This is a genomic window from Micromonospora sp. MH99 (assembly GCF_021442385.1).
Taxonomy (GTDB): Bacteria; Actinomycetota; Actinomycetes; order Mycobacteriales; family Micromonosporaceae; genus Micromonospora.
The window spans coordinates 1-17,061 of record NZ_MUZA01000104.1 but is presented as its reverse complement, the minus strand read 5'-3'; the positions used below and the strand labels follow the sequence as shown (position 1 = coordinate 17,061).

General features: G+C 74.1%; 12 protein-coding genes and 2 pseudogenes. 11 read left to right on the top strand and 3 right to left on the bottom strand.

Going from position 1 to position 17,061, the window contains the following annotated elements:
• Positions 1–157: 157 nt before the first annotated feature.
• Positions 158–2,092, bottom strand: a complete 1,935-nt coding sequence (locus B0E54_RS32645) for a hypothetical protein (RefSeq protein ID WP_305076164.1) — start codon at positions 2,090–2,092, stop codon at positions 158–160.
• On the opposite strand from B0E54_RS32645, the pseudogene B0E54_RS32970 reads away from it, so the two are divergent.
• Both B0E54_RS32970 and B0E54_RS30480 read left to right on the top strand, forming a co-directional pair.
• A pseudogene (locus tag B0E54_RS32970) lies at positions 2,081–2,741 on the top strand (hypothetical protein); the annotation flags it as partial. The gene B0E54_RS32645 and the pseudogene B0E54_RS32970 sit on opposite strands and share 12 nt — an antisense overlap.
• Positions 2,742–3,138: 397 nt before the next feature.
• Positions 3,139–4,164 carry an HAD-IIA family hydrolase gene (locus B0E54_RS30480; RefSeq protein ID WP_308195431.1) on the top strand — a complete coding sequence of 342 codons (1,026 nt, stop codon included), beginning with the start codon at positions 3,139–3,141 and terminating at the stop codon, positions 4,162–4,164.
• An 18-nt stretch (positions 4,165–4,182) separates the two neighbouring features.
• On the opposite strand, the gene B0E54_RS30475 is transcribed toward B0E54_RS30480, so the two are convergent.
• Positions 4,183–4,521, bottom strand: coding sequence for an SCP2 sterol-binding domain-containing protein (locus B0E54_RS30475; RefSeq protein WP_234591035.1), 339 nt, complete (start codon positions 4,519–4,521; stop codon positions 4,183–4,185).
• A 111-nt stretch (positions 4,522–4,632) separates the two neighbouring features.
• Here B0E54_RS30475 and B0E54_RS30470 point away from each other — a divergent pair, with 111 nt between their 5' ends.
• The 5 genes from B0E54_RS30470 (at position 4,633) to B0E54_RS30450 (ending at position 11,308) form a co-directional block, all read left to right on the top strand.
• Entirely contained in the window at positions 4,633–5,250 is a 618-nt protein-coding gene (locus tag B0E54_RS30470; protein ID WP_234591032.1) for a phasin family protein, read from the top strand.
• Positions 5,247–5,552, top strand: coding sequence for a hypothetical protein (locus tag B0E54_RS30465; RefSeq protein ID WP_255787935.1), 306 nt, complete (start codon positions 5,247–5,249; stop codon positions 5,550–5,552). Before B0E54_RS30470 ends, B0E54_RS30465 begins: the two co-directional genes overlap by 4 nt.
• Before the next feature lie 37 nt (positions 5,553–5,589).
• Positions 5,590–6,450: a TlyA family RNA methyltransferase gene (locus tag B0E54_RS30460; protein ID WP_234591030.1), complete on the top strand. Its 861-nt coding sequence runs from the start codon at positions 5,590–5,592 to the stop codon at positions 6,448–6,450.
• Positions 6,451–6,541: 91 nt separating this feature from the next.
• Positions 6,542–7,426 carry an NAD kinase gene (locus tag B0E54_RS30455; protein WP_234591028.1) on the top strand — a complete coding sequence of 295 codons (885 nt, stop codon included), beginning with the start codon at positions 6,542–6,544 and terminating at the stop codon, positions 7,424–7,426.
• 162 nt (positions 7,427–7,588) lie between these two features.
• Entirely contained in the window at positions 7,589–11,308 is a 3,720-nt protein-coding gene (locus tag B0E54_RS30450) for a S8 family serine peptidase (protein WP_234591014.1), read from the top strand.
• Between the two features lie 57 nt (positions 11,309–11,365).
• Here the strand turns inward: B0E54_RS30450 and B0E54_RS30445 are convergent, their stop codons facing one another.
• Positions 11,366–12,379: a helix-turn-helix domain-containing protein gene (locus B0E54_RS30445; protein WP_234591012.1), complete on the bottom strand. Its 1,014-nt coding sequence runs from the start codon at positions 12,377–12,379 to the stop codon at positions 11,366–11,368.
• 102 nt (positions 12,380–12,481) lie between these two features.
• Between B0E54_RS30445 and recN the strand changes: the two genes are divergently transcribed.
• From recN to B0E54_RS30425, 4 genes and pseudogenes are all read left to right on the top strand, one after another.
• The gene (gene recN / locus B0E54_RS30440) at positions 12,482–14,239 is read left to right on the top strand and encodes a DNA repair protein RecN (protein WP_234591010.1); all 1,758 of its coding nucleotides are present in this window, start codon (positions 12,482–12,484) and stop codon (positions 14,237–14,239) included.
• A gap of 119 nt (positions 14,240–14,358) precedes the next feature.
• Complete coding sequence (steA, locus tag B0E54_RS30435; RefSeq protein WP_234591007.1) at positions 14,359–15,537, top strand: putative cytokinetic ring protein SteA; 1,179 nt, start codon at positions 14,359–14,361, stop codon at positions 15,535–15,537.
• A 27-nt stretch (positions 15,538–15,564) separates the two neighbouring features.
• Positions 15,565–16,506, top strand: a complete 942-nt coding sequence (locus B0E54_RS30430) for a copper transporter (RefSeq protein WP_234590973.1) — start codon at positions 15,565–15,567, stop codon at positions 16,504–16,506.
• A gap of 73 nt (positions 16,507–16,579) precedes the next feature.
• Positions 16,580–17,061: pseudogene (locus B0E54_RS30425) on the top strand (hypothetical protein); the annotation flags it as partial.

Here is a 17,061-nt window from a genome sequence, read left to right as displayed (position 1 = left end):
AGCTAAGCCCTCCAGCGCCGATGGTACTGCACTCGTGAGGGTGTGGGAGAGTAGGACACCGCCGGACAATCTTCCAGTCGAGGGCCGCCCCATCCGGGTCGGCCCTCGACTGCGTAGCGCCATTGGTGGCGCAATCAGGAAGGATGTACCTGTGAGTTCAGGACCGCAGGGCGGAGATCGTCCCCGTCGTTCCGAAGACCGCACCGACGGCCCGGCTGGACGCGACCGTGGTGCGCGCCGCGACGACCGCCCCCCGTACCGGGGAGATCGGGACAACGCCGGCGGCGCCCGGGGCGGATATGCCGGCGGTCGTGACGGCGGTTCCCGTGGTGGTGACCGCGATGGATCGCGTTCGGGTGCCCCGCGTGAGGGTGGTTTCCGTGGCGGCGACCGCGAGGGTGGCTTCCGCGGTGGTGACCGTCGTGAAGGCGGCTTCCGCGGTGGCGACCGCGATGGATCGCGTTCGGGTGCCCCGCGTGAGGGTGGTTTCCGTGGCGGCGACCGCGAGGGTGGTTTCCGTGGCGGTGACCGTCGTGAGGGCGGCTACCAGGGTGGCGGTGACCGTGGCCGTTCCGGTCCGCCGCGTGAGGGTGGTTTCCGCGGGGGTGACCGCGAGGGTGGTTTCCGTGGCGGTGACCGTCGTGAAGGCGGCTTCCGTGGTGGCGACCGCGATGGATCGCGTTCGGGTGCCCCGCGTGAGGGTGGTTTCCGTGGCGGCGACCGCGAGGGTGGTTTCCGTGGTGGCGATCGTCGTGAGGGCGGCTACCAGGGTGGCGGTGACCGTGGCCGTTCCGGTCCGCCGCGTGAGGGTGGTTTCCGCGGGGGTGACCGCGAGGGTGGTTTCCGTGGCGGTGACCGTCGTGAAGGCGGCTTCCGCGGTGGCGACCGCGATGGATCGCGTTCCAGCGCCCCGCGTGAGGGTGGTTTCCGCGGCGGCGACCGTGACGGTGGTTTCCGTGGCGGTGACCGTCGTGAGGGTGGTTTCCGTGGTGGGGATCGCGATGGGTCGCGTTCCGGCGCCCCGCGTGAGGGTGGTTTCCGTGGCGGTGACCGTCGTGAAGGCGGCTTCCGTGGTGGCGACCGCGATGGATCGCGTTCCAGCGCCCCGCGTGAGGGTGGTTTCCGCGGCGGCGACCGCGAGGGTGGTTTCCGTGGTGGCGACCGTCGTGAGGGCGGCTACCAGGGTGGCGCCCGCACTGGTGCGCCGCGTGAGGGTGGCTTCCGTGGCGGGGACCGCGATGGATCGCGCTCCGGTGCCCCGCGTGAGGGTGGTTTCCGCGGCGGCGACCGTGACGGTGGTTTCCGTGGCGGTGACCGTCGCGAGGGTGGCTTCCGCGGCGGTGACCGCGAGGGTGGTTTCCGTGGCGGTGACCGTCGTGAGGGCGGCTACCAGGGTGGTGCCCGCACTGGTGCGCCGCGTGAGGGTGGCTTCCGTGGTGGCGACCGCGATGGATCGCGCTCCGGTGCCCCGCGTGAGGGCGGTTTCCGCAGCGGCGACCGTGACGGTGGCTTCCGCGGCGGCGACCGCCGTGAAGGCGGCTTCCGGGGCGGTGAGCGGGACGGCTCCCGTGCGCCGCGTGAGGAAGGTTTCCGTGGTGGCGACCGTCGTGAGGGCGGCTACCAGGGTGGCGGTGACCGTGGCCGTTCCGGCCCGCCCCGCGAGGGTGGCTTCCGCGGTGGCGATCGCGAGGGCTTCCGGGGCGGCGACCGTGGTGGCTCCCGCCCGGGTGCGCCCCGGGACGGCGGGCGCGAGGGTGGCTTCCGGGGAGGCGACCGTCGTGAGGGCGGCTACCAGGGAGGTGACCGTCGTGAGGGCGGCTTCCGCGGTGGTGACCGTCGTGAGGGCGGCGCGTCCCGTGAGGGTGGCTTCCGTGGTGGCGACCGTGACGGTGGGTTCCAGGCCGACGAGCGGCCGCGTCGCGAGGGCGACTTCCGGCGCGACGACCGTGGCGCGGGACCGGAGTCGTCCGAGAACGGGCGCACGCTGGCTCCGGTGCTGCCGGACGACATCGCCGCGACCGACCTCGACAAGGAGGTCCGTGCCGAGCTGCTCTCGCTGAACAAGCCGGTCGCCGAGACCGTGGCCCGACACCTGGTCGCCACCGGTCAGCTGATCGACGAGGACCCGGCCGAGGCGTTGGCGCACGCGCTGGCCGCCCGACGGCTCGCGTCGCGTATCTCCGCGGTCCGTGAGGCGGTCGGCCTGGCCGCGTACCACGCGGGGGAGTGGCAGACGGCGATCGCCGAGCTGCGGACGTACCACCGGATGACCGGTCTGCAGAGTCACCTGGCCGTGCTCGCCGACTGCGAGCGCGCCCTGGGCCGGCCGGAGCGGGCCATCGACCTGTTCCGCGGCGCCGACCAGGCGAAGCTGGACCAGGCCGTCGCGATCGAGCTGCTGATCGTCGCGGCCGGGGCACGAGGCGACCTTGGCCAGAAGGACGCCGCTGTCGCGATGCTCCAGGTGCCGGACCTCACCAGCGAGGCGACGGTGCCGTGGACGGCGCGACTGCGGTACGCGTACGCCGACGCTCTGCTCGCGGTGGGCCGACGCGAGGAGGCCCGCGAGTGGTTCTCCCGCGCCGCCGACGTGGACACCGAGGGCGAGACCGACGCCGCAGAGCGGTTGCTGGAACTCGACGGCGTCGTCATCGAGGGAGATGACGAGGACGAGGCCGAGGAGATCGCCTCGGGCCCGGGTGCGCCCGGCTCGGTGCCGGCCCAGCCGGACACCGACCTGACCGCGGGCGACGCCCGCGACCGGGACGCCGACGACTCCGACACGTCCGACCGCGAGACCGACGCCGAGGCCATCCTCGACGAGGGCGACGACGACTTCGACGAAGACGAAGACGACGAAGACTTCGACGACGAGGACGACGAGGACGACGAGGACGACGAGGACGACGAGGACGACGAGGACTTCGACGACGACGAGGAGGACGGCGTCGTCGGCCGCTCGGGCGACCGTGCGGACGTCGACGGCGAGGACGAGGACCGCCACCCGGACGCGAGCGGTACCTCCTCGGCAACCGCCACTGACTTGGCCACGCCGGCCAGCGATGCCCGTGCGGATGACACGGTCGACGGCGACGGCACCGCCCCCACCCGGGGTGACGAGCCGGAGGCGACGCAGCGGTGAGCGCGGACGCCGGGAAGCGGCTGATCGACGGGTACACCCTGGTGGTCTTCGACCTGGACGGGGTGATCTACCTGATCGACCGGCCGATTCCCGGCGCGGTCGACGCGGTGGCACGGCTGCACGCCGAGGGGCGGGCGGTGGCGTACGCCACCAACAACGCCTCACGTCGTTCCAGCGACGTCGCCGATCTGCTGACCGGGATGGGCGTGCCGGCGCGGCCGGAGGAGGTGCTCACCTCCGCCGCCGCCTCGGCCGAGCTGCTGCGGGAGCGGCTGCCGGCCGGAGCGCCGGTGCTGGTGGTCGGTGCGGAGGCGCTGCGCGCCGAGCTGCGCGCGGTCGGGCTGACCCCGGTCAGCCGTGCCGACGAGAAGCCGGCGGCGGTGGTGCAGGGCTACGGTCCGCAGGTCGGCTGGGCCGAGCTGGCCGAGGCGTCGGTTGCCGTACGGGCCGGTGCGATGTGGGTCGCCACCAACACCGACCGGACGCTGCCCAGCGCCCGGGGCCCGCTGCCGGGCAACGGATCGCTGGTCGCGGTGCTGCGCACCGCGTTGGAGCGGGACCCGGACCTGGTGGTCGGCAAGCCGGAGTCGGCGCTGTTCGAGACCGCCGCCCGGCGCGGCGACGGCGGCCGGGCCCTGGTCGTCGGGGACCGGTTGGACACCGACATCGAGGGCGCCCGCCGCGCGGGACTGGACAGCCTGCTCGTGCTCACCGGCGTCAGCGGCGTACCCGAGCTGCTCGCTGCCGAGCCACGACGGCGGCCCACGTACGTCGCGCGGGACCTGGCAGGGCTCTTCGACCCGGCGGCGGCCGTGCAGGTCCCCGGCTCGACGGACGCCGGCGGTTGGTCCGTCACGGACCGCGACGGGACACTGGAACTGGCCGGCGCCGGCCGGGATCTGGACGCCCTCGCCGCGCTCTGCGCGGCGGCGTGGTCGGCTCCGGAGCTGCCGGCGATCCGCCCGGTGGGCCCGGACGCGGCTGCTGCGCTGGAGAGCTTCGGGGTGTCCGCCGACGGGTGACGCCGCCGAGCGCGCTCGTCAGAGCAACTTGCGCAGCTTCATCAGGTCGAACGGGTTGGCCTTGATCGACACCCGGCGGGACGTGACCGCCCTGGTGACGTCCAGGTCACCGCGGACCAGGGCGAGCAGATCGTCGCTGGACGTGCTCAAGGCGATCTTGGCCTTCGGGTCGTCACCGTCGGTCAGCTCGACCAGCCGGCCACCGCTGATCTTGCCGTGGAACGCCGTGTCCAGGTCGGTGATCCGGCAGGCCAACGTGCGTTCCAGATCGATCCGTTCGCGGACCGTCTCGGCGTTGCGGTCCAACCGGGCGGCCAGCTCCTGCAACGCCTGCCGGCACTCGTCCACGCTGGCCACATCTCCCCCTCGCCGATCGCCACGCCGTCCCCGGCACCGTACCGCACGAGACAGTCCGGGGTGCCCGGTAGCGTGACACCTGCAGACCCCGCCCCATGGAAGGACTCAGGCATGCAGGACGCGTGGCGCGCCTACCTCGAACTGGCCATGGGCCTGGCGGAGGCGCCCCGGAAGAGGGCTCAGGACGCCGTGCGTCGCCTCGTCGGCTCGGGCGGCGCGACCGCCGCCCAGCTGCAGGCCCTCGGCGAGGAGCTGGTCACCACCGGCGCCGCCAACCGGGAGGCGCTGACCAAGCTGGTCCGCTTCGAGGTCGACCGGGCCCTCGGCGCGGTCGGTCTGGCCACCGCCGACGAGGTGGCCGAGCTGACCCGACGCGTACGCGACCTGGAACGGCAACTGCGCGAGGCGCGCGCCACCGAGCCGTCCGTGGCGCAGCCCGCCCCGCAGGCCGGTCCGAGCGGCGCGGCGCAGCCGGACAGCGGCCCGGTGCCGTCGGACGGCCCCGCCGGAGCGCCCGTCTCCGCGCCGGTGGCCAAGAAGGCCGTCGCCAAGAAGGCGCTGGCCAAGAAGGCTGTCGCCAAGAAGGCCATCGTGAAGAAGCCGCCCGCGACGATCAGCCGTACCGGGGACGACACCCCGACGCCTGTCGTGCCGGAAGACACCCCGACACCTGCTGTCATGCCGGCGAAGAAGGCCGTCCGTAAGCGCCGCCCGGATGGTGACTCGTGAGCGACGCCGCGCGTCCGGGCCCGCCGCCCGGCATCCGCCCCGGCCCGCCGGGAGGCTTCCGGCCCGGCCCGCCGCCGGCCGGGTCGTTCGCCGCCCGGCCCGGCCCGCCGGTGGGCACCCGCCCCGGCCCACCGTCCGACGGCCTCGACGTCGGCGACGACACGGCCCGCCACCCGGCGGTGGACGCGGCAGTGCGGGCCATGGACAACGCGGCGACGCTCGCCCCGGCCGACCAGATCGCGCAGTACGAGGCGGCCTACGAGACGCTGCGCGAAACGCTCGCCACCATCGACCAGACCTGACCACTGCGACCAGCCCGACAGACCGGAGAACCACCCCATGGCACGTCGCAACCGGCTGGACGCCGAACTCGTCCGCCGCGGGCTGGCCCGCTCGCGTGAGCAGGCCGCCGCGCTGGTCGAGGCCGGCCGGGTCCAGCTGCGCGGAGTGCCCGCGCGCAAGGCCGCCGCGATGGTCGACCCCGCCGATCCGCTGCTGGTCACCGGGGCCGACCCGACCGAGGAGTACGTCTCGCGGGGCGGGCACAAACTAGCTGGTGCGTTGGCCGCGTTCGGCCGCGCAGGGCTGCGCGTCGCCGGGCGGCGCTGCCTGGACGCCGGCGCGTCGACCGGAGGCTTCACCGACGTGCTGCTGCGCGCCGACGCTGCCGAGGTGGTGGCCGTTGACGTCGGCTACGGGCAGCTCGCCTGGTCGCTGCGCACCAACGAGCGCGTCCGCGTCCTGGAACGCACCAACGTCCGTACCCTCGTCGCCGACGCGATCGGCGGGCCGGTCGATCTGACGGTCGCCGACCTGTCGTTCATCTCGTTGCGGTTGGTGCTGCCGGCCCTGGCCGGCTGCACCCGCGACGACGGCGACCTGGCGCTGATGGTGAAGCCGCAGTTCGAGGTGGGCAAGGAGCGGGTCGGCGCCGGCGGCGTCGTGCGCGACCCGGCGCTGCGCGCCGAGGCGGTGCTCGACGTGGCGGCCGCGGCGGCTCAGCTCGGCCTCGGTCTGGCCGACGTGGCGGCCAGCCCGCTGCCCGGGCCCAGCGGCAACGTCGAGTTCTTCGTATGGTTGCGCCGGGGCGCACCACCGGCCGACCCGCAGCGCGTGCGGGCCGTGGTGGAGGCCGGGCCGAACGGCCCGACGACGGCCGGCGACGTGCCGGGCGTGGCGGCGGAGGAGGTCGCAGGGTGAACGCGTACAGCGAGCGGCGCACGACGGCCGGCGGCCGTGCCGGTGCGGCGATGGCGGCGTGCCGTCCGACGGCGGACGGGCGGGCGCTCCGATGAGCCGCACGGCGCTGCTGGTGACCCACACCGGTCGTCGACGCAGCACCGAGCACGCCAGGTCGGTCGCGGCCGACCTCATCGCCGCGGGCTTCGAGGTGCGGGTGGTCGCCGAGGAGGCCGAGGATCTCGACCTGCCCGGGACGGTTCCGGTCACCGGCCCGGAGGCCGCCGAGGGCGCCGAGATCGTCTTCGCGCTCGGTGGGGACGGCACCTTCCTGCGCGCGGCCGAGCTGGCCCGCCCGGCGAAGGCGCCGCTGCTCGGCATCAACCTCGGCAAGGTGGGCTTCCTCGCCGAGGCGGAGATCAACGATCTGGACACCGCGGTCCGGGACGTCGTCGAGCGCAACTACACAGTGCACGAGCGGCTCACGCTCGACGTCACTGCCGAGTTCGACGGTGGCCCGACCATCGAGTCCTGGGCGCTCAACGAGATCAGCGTCGAGAAGGGGGAGCGGGCGCAGATGCTCGAACTCCTCGTCGACGTGGACGGCCGCCCGCTGTCCCGCTACGGCTGCGACGGCGTGGTCTGCGCCACCCCCACCGGCTCCACCGCCTACGCGTTCTCCGGCGGCGGTCCGGTGGTCTGGCCAGAGGTGGAGGCCCTGCTGCTGGTGCCGATCAGCGCGCACGCGTTGTTCAGCCGGCCCCTGGTCACCGCGCCCACGTCGACGTTCGTCATCACCGTCGACCCGTTCACCACCCTCGCCGTGCTCGCCTGCGACGGCAGGCGGGTCTACGACCTGCCGCCGGGTGCCCGGGTGACGGTGCGTCGCGGCGCCCTGCCGGTACGCATCGTCCGGCTGCGCGCCCGTCCGTTCACCGACCGGCTGGTCGCCAAGTTCGGTCTGCCCGTGCACGGGTGGCGGGGCAGCCGCCGGTAAGTGACGGTGACGCACACCGTCGGTGTCCGGCGGTTGTCCACCTGACGACATGTCGCCGCTGCGGCGGCGCAAGGCTAGTGACCTGGTTGTGTGCTGCGTCGCAGACTCCGATCGGTCCTCATCTACGGATGGCGGGCCCACCGGAGTTAAGGAGCGCATCGCATGCACTGGTCCCCCCGCTGGCTCAGCGCCGGCGCGGTCGGCGTACTGGTGGTCGGCCTCGCCGCACCGGCGTCCGCCGAGCCGCCCGCCCGGCCCACCGGCCCGAGCCTGGGCACGTCCGCCCCGGGCGCCGCGCCCGTCCGCATCACCCTCATCACCGGCGACCAGGTCGAGCTGGCGCCGGCCGCGCCGGGCCGGGTCGCCGCCACCGTACGCCCGGGACCCGGGCGTGAGCGGGTCATCTTCCAGACGCTGGAGGTCGACGGCGGGCTGCGGGTGCTGCCCAGCGACGCCCTGCCCTACGTCTCCAGCGGCGTCCTCGACGCCAACCTGTTCGACGTGCAGGAGTTGGCCGCCGACGGCTACGGCGACGCCGCACAGGGCGTGCTGCCGCTGATCGTGCGCTACCAGGAGCCGGCCGCCGGCCGGGTCCGGCCGCTCGGCGGCGTCACCGACGCCCGCCCCCTGGAGAGCATCAACGGCGCCGCGTTGCGGGTCGGCAAGGCCGACCTCGGTGGCCTGTGGAGCACCCTCGCCGGGACACCGGCGAGCCGGACCACGGCCGCCGCGCCCCGACTGGGCGGCGGTGTCGCGCACGTCTGGCTGGACGGGCGGGTGCGCCCGACGCTGGAGCACAGCGTCCCGCAGATCGGCGCCCCGACGGCCTGGGCGGCCGGGCGCGACGGCAGCGGCGTGAAGGTGGCAGTGCTCGACACCGGCGTCGACGCCACCCACCCCGACCTGGCTGGACGGATCGCCGAGGCGCGGGACTTCTCGGGCAGCGGCAGCGCCCGCGACGGGCACGGCCACGGCACGCACGTCGCGGCCACCATCGCGGGCAGCGGCGACGCGTCGGCGGGTCTGCGCAAGGGCGTCGCGCCCGGCGCGCGACTGCTGGTCGGCAAGGTGCTCGACGACGGCGGCTCGGGCTACGACTCGGCCATCATCGCCGGCATGGAGTGGGCCGCCCACTCCGGGGCGAAGGTCGTCAGCATGAGCCTCGGCGGCGACCCGACCGACGGCACCGACCCGATGAGCCAGGCGGTGAACGACCTGACCGCCGAGACCGGCGCGCTCTTCGTGGTCGCCGCCGGCAACGCGGGTGCGGCGCGTACCGTCGGCTCGCCGGGCGCGGCCGCGGCGGCGCTCACCGTCGGCGCGGTGGACCGCGATGACAACCTGGCCGAGTTCTCCAGCCGGGGGCCGCGCCTGGGCGACAACGGCCTGAAGCCGGAGATCACCGCGCCGGGCGTCGGCATCGTCGCCGCGCGGGCCGCCGGCACCACGATGGGTACGCCGGTGGGCGACGCCTACACGACCGCGTCCGGCACCTCGATGGCCACCCCGCACGTGGCGGGCGCGGCGGCGATCCTCGCGCAGGACCACCCGGACTGGTCCGCCGGCAAGCTGAAGGACGCGCTGGTCAGCACCACGAAGGCGAACCCGGCGCTCACCGTCTTCGAGCAGGGCGGCGGTCGGGTGGACGTGGCGCGGGCCCTCACACAGCGGGTGTACGCCTCGGCCACCGTCGACTTCGGCCGGATCACCACCGGTGGCGCGGCGGTGCAGCGCACCGTGACGTACACCAACGACACGACGGGCGCGCAGACCCTGCGGTTGGCCCTGGATCTGCGCAACCTGGACAGCGGCGCGGCCGAGACCGACGGAGTCGCTGTCGGGTCCGGCGAGGTGACCGTGCCGGCGGGCGGCAGCGTGGCCGTGCCGCTGCGGGCCGACCCGGCGAAGCTGGGCCGGGGCCCGCACGGCGGTTGGCTGGTGGCCACGGGCGCGGACGGTGTCGCCGTCCGCACGCCGGTGGGTCTCACCGTCAGCGGCCCGCTGCACCAGGTCACCGTGAAGGTGCTGGACCGGCAGGGTCAGCTGACCCTCTCGCCGGGGCTCACCCTCTACGGCGAGCAGCCCGAGTCGGACTTCTGGGGCTGGTGGCCGGGCGAGGGCACCCTGCAGGTCGAGGAGGGCACGTACCTGCTGACCGCGCTGGTCGAGCACGGCGCCCCCCTCGACGAGCAGCTGACCGAGGCCGTCGAGCCGGAGCTGACCGTCGACCGGGACCTGACAGTGGTGCTCGACGCCCGCAAGGGCACGCCCGTGCGGATCGAGACGCCGAAGCCCAGCGAGCAGCGGGCCACGCTCAGCTACTACGTGCACCGGGTGTTGGGCAACGGCCGGCAGATCGACCACGGCGTGATGGCGTACAGCACGATCCAGCAGGTCAACGTCACGCCGACCCGCCCGGTACGCCAGGGCGAGTTCGAGTTCGCCTCCCGCTGGCAGCTCGTCGCGCCCATGGTGGACGCCACGGTCAGCGGGGTGTCCGGCCCGTCGGACATCAACCTGCTGGGCACGTCGCCGGCGCCGACCGGTCGACGGAAGCTGCCGCTGGTCTGGGCCGGTACCGGAACCCCTGCCGAGCTGTCCCGGGTGCGGGGCGCGGCGGCGCTGCTCGCCGCCGACCCGGACCGTAACGAGGATGAGCAGGTGGCCGCCGCGGCGGCGGCCGGAGCCGCGGTGGTGCTGATCGTCCGACCCGAGGACCGGACCGCGTGGACGGTCTGGCGGCCGGCAGGCGAGCGGCTGCCGATCCCGGCGATGGTCGTCGCGTACGACGACGGGCAGCGGCTGATCGCGGCGGCGCGCAAGGGCCGGGCGACCCTGGACCTGACGCTGAGGGTGGACAGCCCCTACCTGTACGACGTGTGGCAGGTGTCCAAGGGCCGGGTGCCGGAGCGGATCGTGCACACGGTGACCGCGAAGAACACCGCCGAGGTGACCGCCAGCTACGGCGACACGGGCGCGGGCTGGGCCACCGAGGAGCGGTTCGGCTGGCGTCCGTGGCAGGAGTACTCCTGGAACGACGACCAGCGCCTGGTCCGCAACGGGACCACCCGGCAGGAGTTCGTCAGCGCCGGGGACAACTGGTGGCAGCACCGGGTGCTGCACAAGGAGATGTTCATGCAGTGGGGGCAGGTGACCGGTGGGCTGACCCAGGAGCCCCGGCGGTACGCCGCCGACGACCGGGTGACCGAGACCTGGCACGCCCCGGTGGTCCGTCCGGCCGTGCCGGCCAGCGGAGCGCCGGTGCCCACCCGGGCGGGCGACAGCCTGGACGTGCGGATGCCCGAGTTCGTCGACGCCGACGGGCACTACAGCGTGGCCGGCAACAGTGAGGAGGCGGACACCGTCGAGGCTCGCCTCAGCCGCGACGGTCGGCAGATCGCCGACCTGTCCGGCGGTTGGACGCCGGTACCGACCACCGCCGGGGCGGCCCGCTACCGCCTCGACGTGACGACGCGGCGGGCCTCGGACCAGTGGCGTTACGCCACCCGCACCGACACGTCGTGGCAGTTCACCTCGGCCCGCCCGGCGGGTGACGCGGCCGTGCCGCTGTCGCTGCTGCAGGTGGACTACCGGGTGCCGGCCGATCTGCTCGGCACCGTACCTGCCAACCGGCCGCACCAGCTGGGGCTGACCCTGCGCCAGCCGACCGGAGTCGCCGCGCCGACGGGCACCAGCCTGACGGTGCAGGTCTCCTTCGACGAGGGCGTCACCTGGCGGCCCGCGCCGACGCGAGGGTCGGGTACCCGCTGGACCGCTACCGTGCCGGCCGGGCGCGGAACCGTGTCGCTGCGGGTGCACGCCACCGACCGGGCCGGGAACTCCGTCGACCAGACGGTGCTGCGGGCGTACGGCCTGCGCTGACTCCGCGCGTGTCCGGCAGGGCCCGCCGTCGCTTTCCGACGGCGGGCCCCGCCGCGTTCAGAGCCAGCCGCGCCGGGCGACCTGGAACGCCAGCCCGGGTCGGGTGTCCACGCCGGCGGCGTCCATCAGCTCGGCGAGGCGGCGCTGCACCGTCCGGCGGCTCACGCCGAGCTGGGAGGCGATGGACTTGTCCGGTACGCCGGCCACGAACAGCGACAGCAGCCGGGCCTCGTCGGCGTCGGGCCGGTAGCCGTCGACCGGATGGTCGTCGGCCTCGTCGCGCCGGCCCTCGGTGGCGGCGAGCGGGTCGTCGAGTCGCAGTCGGGTGGCCACCCGCCAGTGGCTCTCGAAGAGGGCCAGCAGCGCGTCGAGCAGCTGGCTGCGGCCGATCACCGCGGCGCTCGGCTCGCCGCCGTCCCGGTCGGGCACCAGCGGACAGATGGCGGTACGCGCGTCCACGATGGCCAGTCGGACGGGCAGCCGGTCCAGCACGCGGGCCTGCTCACCGGCGGTCACCCCCTTGGCCAGGTCGGCCAGTGCGCCCGGTTCGAGCAGCAGGTCCCGTTCGTAGATGGCCCGGTAGCTCACCCCGCGGGCCAGCGCGTCGAACTCCTCGACGTTCTCCGGGCCGGCCATGGCGAGGGGGTTCGCCCGGCAGAACCAGAGCACCTCGTTGCGGGCCGAGTTCTGCAGGTCGCGCAGCCGGTCCCGCAGCACCCGACCGCCCCGGATCACCTCGACCAGGTGGTCCACGTGGTGGCGGCGCAGCCCGGAGCGGTACTCCTCGGCCAGTTGGGTGACCCGGCGCCGGGCCGCCTCCAGGTCCTCCTGGCGGCGCAGCAGCGTCGCGCCGAGGGCGACGTCCGGGGCGGTCGGGCGCAGCGGGGCGTCCGGGTCGTTGTCGGTGGGCTGCACCAGCCCCTTGGCCCGCAGCGCCTCGACCTGCTCGACGACCTGCGCCCGGGGGCGTCGCAGCCGGCGGACCAGTTCGTCGACACGGGCCGTGGTGAGCTGGAGCAGGCAGCGGTAGAGCTCCTCCTCGGCGGGGGTCAGGCCGATCACGTCCAACACGGGGCAAGACTGTACGTCGGTGGGGTCCGGGGCGTGCCGGTGCCCGCTCGTGGGGCCCGTCGGCTGGTCAACTGTCGGCCCTCGCGTCTACTGTCGGGTGCTGTGCTGGAAGAGCTGCGCATCACCGGACTCGGCGTCATCGAGGACACCACGCTGCCGTTGACCGGCGGGATGAACGTCATCACCGGCGAGACCGGTGCCGGCAAGACGATGGTGGTGACCGGCCTCGGCCTGCTCTTCGGCGGCCGGGCCGACGCCGGGCGGGTCCGTGCCCAACCGGGCCGGGCCGTGGTCGAGGGGCGGCTACGCCTGTCCGGCCGGATCGCCGACGCGGTGCACGCCCGGATCAGCGACGCCGGTGGCGAGCCCGACGAGGACGGCTCGCTGCTGCTCAGCCGCACGGTGACGGTGGAGGGCCGCTCCCGGGCCCACCTCGGTGGCCGGAGCATGCCCGTGTCGATGCTGGGCGAGGTCGGCGAGCAGGCGGTTGCCGTGCACGGCCAGTCCGACCAGTTGCGGCTGCTGCGCCCGGCCGAGCAGCGGGCCGCTCTGGACCGCTTCGCCGGGCCGGCGCACGAGAAGCTGCTCGACGCGCTGCGCGAGGCGTACACCGGGTGGCGGCGGGTGGTCGACGACCTGGCCGACCGGCGGCGCAACGCCCGTGAGCGCAACCAGGAGGCGGACCTGCTGCGGCTGGGCCTCGACGAGATCACCCGCGTCGACCCGCAGCCCGGCGAGGACGACGAGCTGAAGACCGAGGCGCAGCGGTTGGAGCACGCCGAGGGCCTGCGGACTGCCGCGCAGGTGGCCCAGCAGTGCGTGGCGGGCGGCGCGGAGGCGGCCGACGAGACACCGGACGCGACGGCGCTGCTCGGCACGGCCCGGCGCACCCTGGAGGCCCAGGCCGGCACCGACCCGGCGCTGGGCGAGCTGGCGGCCCGCCTGGAGGAGGCGGCCACGCTGGTCACCGACGTCTCGGCGGAGCTGTCGGCGTACCTGGCGACGCTCGACGCGGACCCGGCCCGGTTGCAGCACGTCTACGAGCGGCGGGCCGCGCTGCGGGCGTTGACCCGCAAGTACGCCGACGACGTCGACGGCGTCATCGCCTGGGCCGACCGGGCCCGCACCCGACTGTCCGACCTGGACACCTCGGACGACCTGCTCGAGGAGCTGGACGCCGAGGGGCAGCGGCTGGCCGGCGAGGTGGCCGACCTGGCCTCCCGGGTGTCGGTGTCCCGGCAGGAGGCGGCGGTCCGCTTCGCCGACCAGGTCACCGTCGAGCTGGCCGGGCTGGCCATGCCGCACGCCCGGATCGAGGTGGTGGTGCTGCCGCGGCCGGCCGGGCGGGCCGAACCGACGCTGACGATCAACGGCGTCGAGGCGGGTGTCGCGGCGGACGGCGGCGACGAGGTGGAGCTGCGGTTGCTGGCTCACCCGGGAGCGCCGTCGTTGCCGTTGCAGCGCGGCGCCTCCGGCGGCGAGCTGTCCCGGGTGATGCTCGCCATCGAGGTGGTCTTCGCCGGCTCGGGCGGTCCGCCCACGCTGGTCTTCGACGAGGTCGACGCGGGCGTCGGCGGCCAGGCCGCGGTGGAGATCGGCCGCCGGCTGGCCCGGCTGGCCCGCAGCCACCAGGTGTTGGTCGTCACTCACCTGCCGCAGGTGGCCGCGTTCGCCGATCGGCATCTGGTGGTGGCGAAGGACACCGGTGGCGCGGTGACCACCAGCGGGGTGCGGGTCGTGGAGGACACCGAACGCGCCCGTGAGCTGGCCCGGATGCTCGCCGGTTTGCCCGATTCGGATCTGGGTATCGCCCACGCCGAGGAGCTGCTGGCCGTGGCCGCCAAGGAAAGGCGGTTGTGACGCCGCGTATTGTGAGCGCAAGCACACCGGCTTGCGCCGACGTGTGCTTCCCTGGGTAGGCGGCCCTGCTCAGGCATGTCGCGACAGAAAAGCCTGCCTCACATGCCAGGATGGTCACGATGCGTCTACCCACGTTGCGCCGGAACCGAAACGCGGAGCCGGGCAGAGTCCTCGGCACCGCGCGCCTTGATCGCCGGACGAAACGGCTGGTCGGCCGGCTGCGCCCCGGTGACATCGCGGTCATCGACCACGTTGACCTGGACCGGGTGGCGGCCGATTCGTTGGTCGCTGTCGGTGTCGCGGCGGTGCTCAACGCCAAGCCGTCCGTCTCCGGCCGCTATCCCAACCTCGGGCCGGAGGTGCTGATCGCCGCCGGCATCCCGCTCCTGGACGACCTCGGCGAGGGCGTCTTCGAGCGGATCCGCGAGGGCGACCAGGTCCGTATCGAGGGCAACACCGTCTTCGCCGGTGAGGAGCCGGTGGCGCACGGCACCCTGCAGGACGCCGAGTCGGTCGCCAAGGCGATGTCCGACGCCCGGGAGGGGCTGTCGGTGCAGTTGGAGGCGTTCGCCGCCAACACGATGGACTACCTGCGCCAGGAACGCGACCTGCTGCTCGACGGCGTCGGCGTTCCGGACATCCAGACCCAGATCCAGGGTCGGCACTGCCTGATCGTGGTGCGCGGCTACGACTACAAGGCCGACCTGGACGTGCTGCGCCCGTACATCCGGGAGTTCAAGCCGGTGCTGATCGGCGTGGACGGCGGCGCGGACGCGCTGGTCGAGGCCGGGTACACCCCCGACATGATCATCGGTGACATGGATTCGGTCACCGACGACGTGCTGCGCTGCGGCGCCGAGGTGATCGTGCACGCCTACCCCGACGGGCGGGCGCCCGGCCTGCCCCGGGTCAACGGCCTCGGCGTCCCGGCCATCACCTTCCCGGCCGCGGCGACAAGCGAGGACCTGGCGATGCTGCTGGCCGACGAGAAGGGCGCGTCGCTGCTCGTCGCGGTCGGCACCCACGCCACGCTCGTCGAGTTCCTGGACAAGGGGCGCGGCGGGATGGCCTCGACGTTCCTGACCCGGTTGAAGGTCGGGGGCAAGCTGGTCGACGCCAAGGGGGTGAGCCGGCTCTACCGGCAGAGCATCTCCGGGTCGTCGCTGCTGCTGCTGGTGCTCTCGGCGATCGCGGCGATGGCCTCCGCGGTGGCCGTCTCCACCGTCGGGAAGGCGTACCTGGGCGTGGTCGCCGAGTGGTGGGACAATTTCGTGTTCCAGCTGTACCGGCTCTTCTAGTTCCCGACCGATCAAGAGGCTGCAAGCGTGATCAACTTCCGCTACCACGTGGTGTCCCTCACCGCGGTGTTCCTGGCTCTGGCGATCGGTCTGGTGGTCGGCACAGCCGCCCTCAACGGCCCGGTCGCCGACTCGCTCAAGGAGCAGGTCACCGGACTGCGCAAGGACAACCAGCAGTTGCGCCAGCAGGTCAACAGCATGGAGAAGCAGCTCGGTCTGGAGGAGGAGTTCGCCGAGCAGGTGTCCCAGGTCGTCCTCCCGGGCACCCTCACCGGACGCCGGGTGGTGGTGCTCAGCCTCCCCAACGGGCGAGACCACACCGAGGGCGTGCTCAAGAAGCTCCAGCTCGCCGGCGCCACCATCACCGGTCGGGTCGACCTGCAGGACAAGTTCATCAACCCGGACAACAACTCCAACCTGCTGGAGCTGGCCGTCACCGCCGCGCGGCCGACCGCTCAGACCACCGGCCTGCCGGGCAACGGGCACGGCGTGGAGACCTCCAGCGCGCTGCTGGCCAGCGTCCTGCTGGACCGCGCGCAGGGCACCGCGCCGGTCAGCGACGCCGACCGGCGGGCCGTGCTCGCCGCGTACAACAACGCCGGTTACCTGACCACCGACAACAACAAGGTCACCGGGCCGGCCGAGGCCGTCGTCGTGGTCAGCGGGCAGCCGTACGTCGACAAGGACTCCGAGAAGCGGGACGAGTCCGTCGTCAAGATCGCCGAGCAGTTCGACCGGACCGGGGCGATCGTGGTGGGCGGCAACGGCTCCGCCGGCGGCAACGTGGTGTCGGTGGTCCGCGGTGACCCGGTGCTGTCGCAGACCATCTCCACGGTCGACAACGCCAACACCGTGCAGGGTCAGCTGGTCACCAGCCTCGCCCTGGTGCAGCAGCTCACCGAGAAGAAGGCCGGCCAGTACGGCGTCGGCGACAACGCCGCGTCCCTGCTGCCTAGACTGCCCCAGTGAGCGAACGACGTACCCCGGTGTCCGGAACCGACGCGCCTGAGCGGGCGACCCCGTGCCTGAGCGAGGTGGCGGCGTGAGGACGCTGGGCCGGCTGCTGATCGCCGGGGCCGGTGCCGCCGCCGCCCGGTACGCCCTGCGCGAGGTGCGGACCGCCCCCGTGGGGCCGGCGCTGCAACGCACCAACTTCCGGGGCCGGACGGTGACCCTGGCGGCCGGGCCGGCGCTCGCCGCCGGTGCGACAGCCGCGGGCGTGTTCGGCGCCACCAGCGCCGCCTCCGGTGGCGCCGCCCTGGTCGCCGGTCTCGGCGCCGGCGGTGTCGGGCTCTACGACGACGTGGTCGGCGCACGTCCCGAGCAGAAGGCGGCCAAGGGCTTCGCCGGGCACCTCGCCGCGCTGCGCGAGGGCCGCGTCACCGCCGGGCTGGTCAAGATCGTCGGGGTGGGCGCCGCCGGGCTGGGCGCCGCCGCGCTGCTCGCCGCCGACCCGCGGGTCGCCGCGCACCCGCGCCGGCAGCGGCACGGTGCCGTCGGCCGGGGGGTCGACGTGCTGCTCGG

What these genes read in the sequence shown, in the direction of transcription:
- B0E54_RS30470 (WP_234591032.1), top strand. Translation starts at nt 4,633, where the DNA reads ATGCAGGACGCGTGGCGCGCCTACCTCGAACTGGCCATGGGCCTGGCG.
- B0E54_RS30460 (WP_234591030.1), top strand. Translation starts at nt 5,590, where the DNA reads ATGGCACGTCGCAACCGGCTGGACGCCGAACTCGTCCGCCGCGGGCTG.
- B0E54_RS30455 (WP_234591028.1), top strand. Translation starts at nt 6,542, where the DNA reads ATGAGCCGCACGGCGCTGCTGGTGACCCACACCGGTCGTCGACGCAGC.
- B0E54_RS30450 (WP_234591014.1), top strand. Translation starts at nt 7,589, where the DNA reads ATGCACTGGTCCCCCCGCTGGCTCAGCGCCGGCGCGGTCGGCGTACTG.
- steA (WP_234591007.1), top strand. Translation starts at nt 14,359, where the DNA reads ATGCGTCTACCCACGTTGCGCCGGAACCGAAACGCGGAGCCGGGCAGA.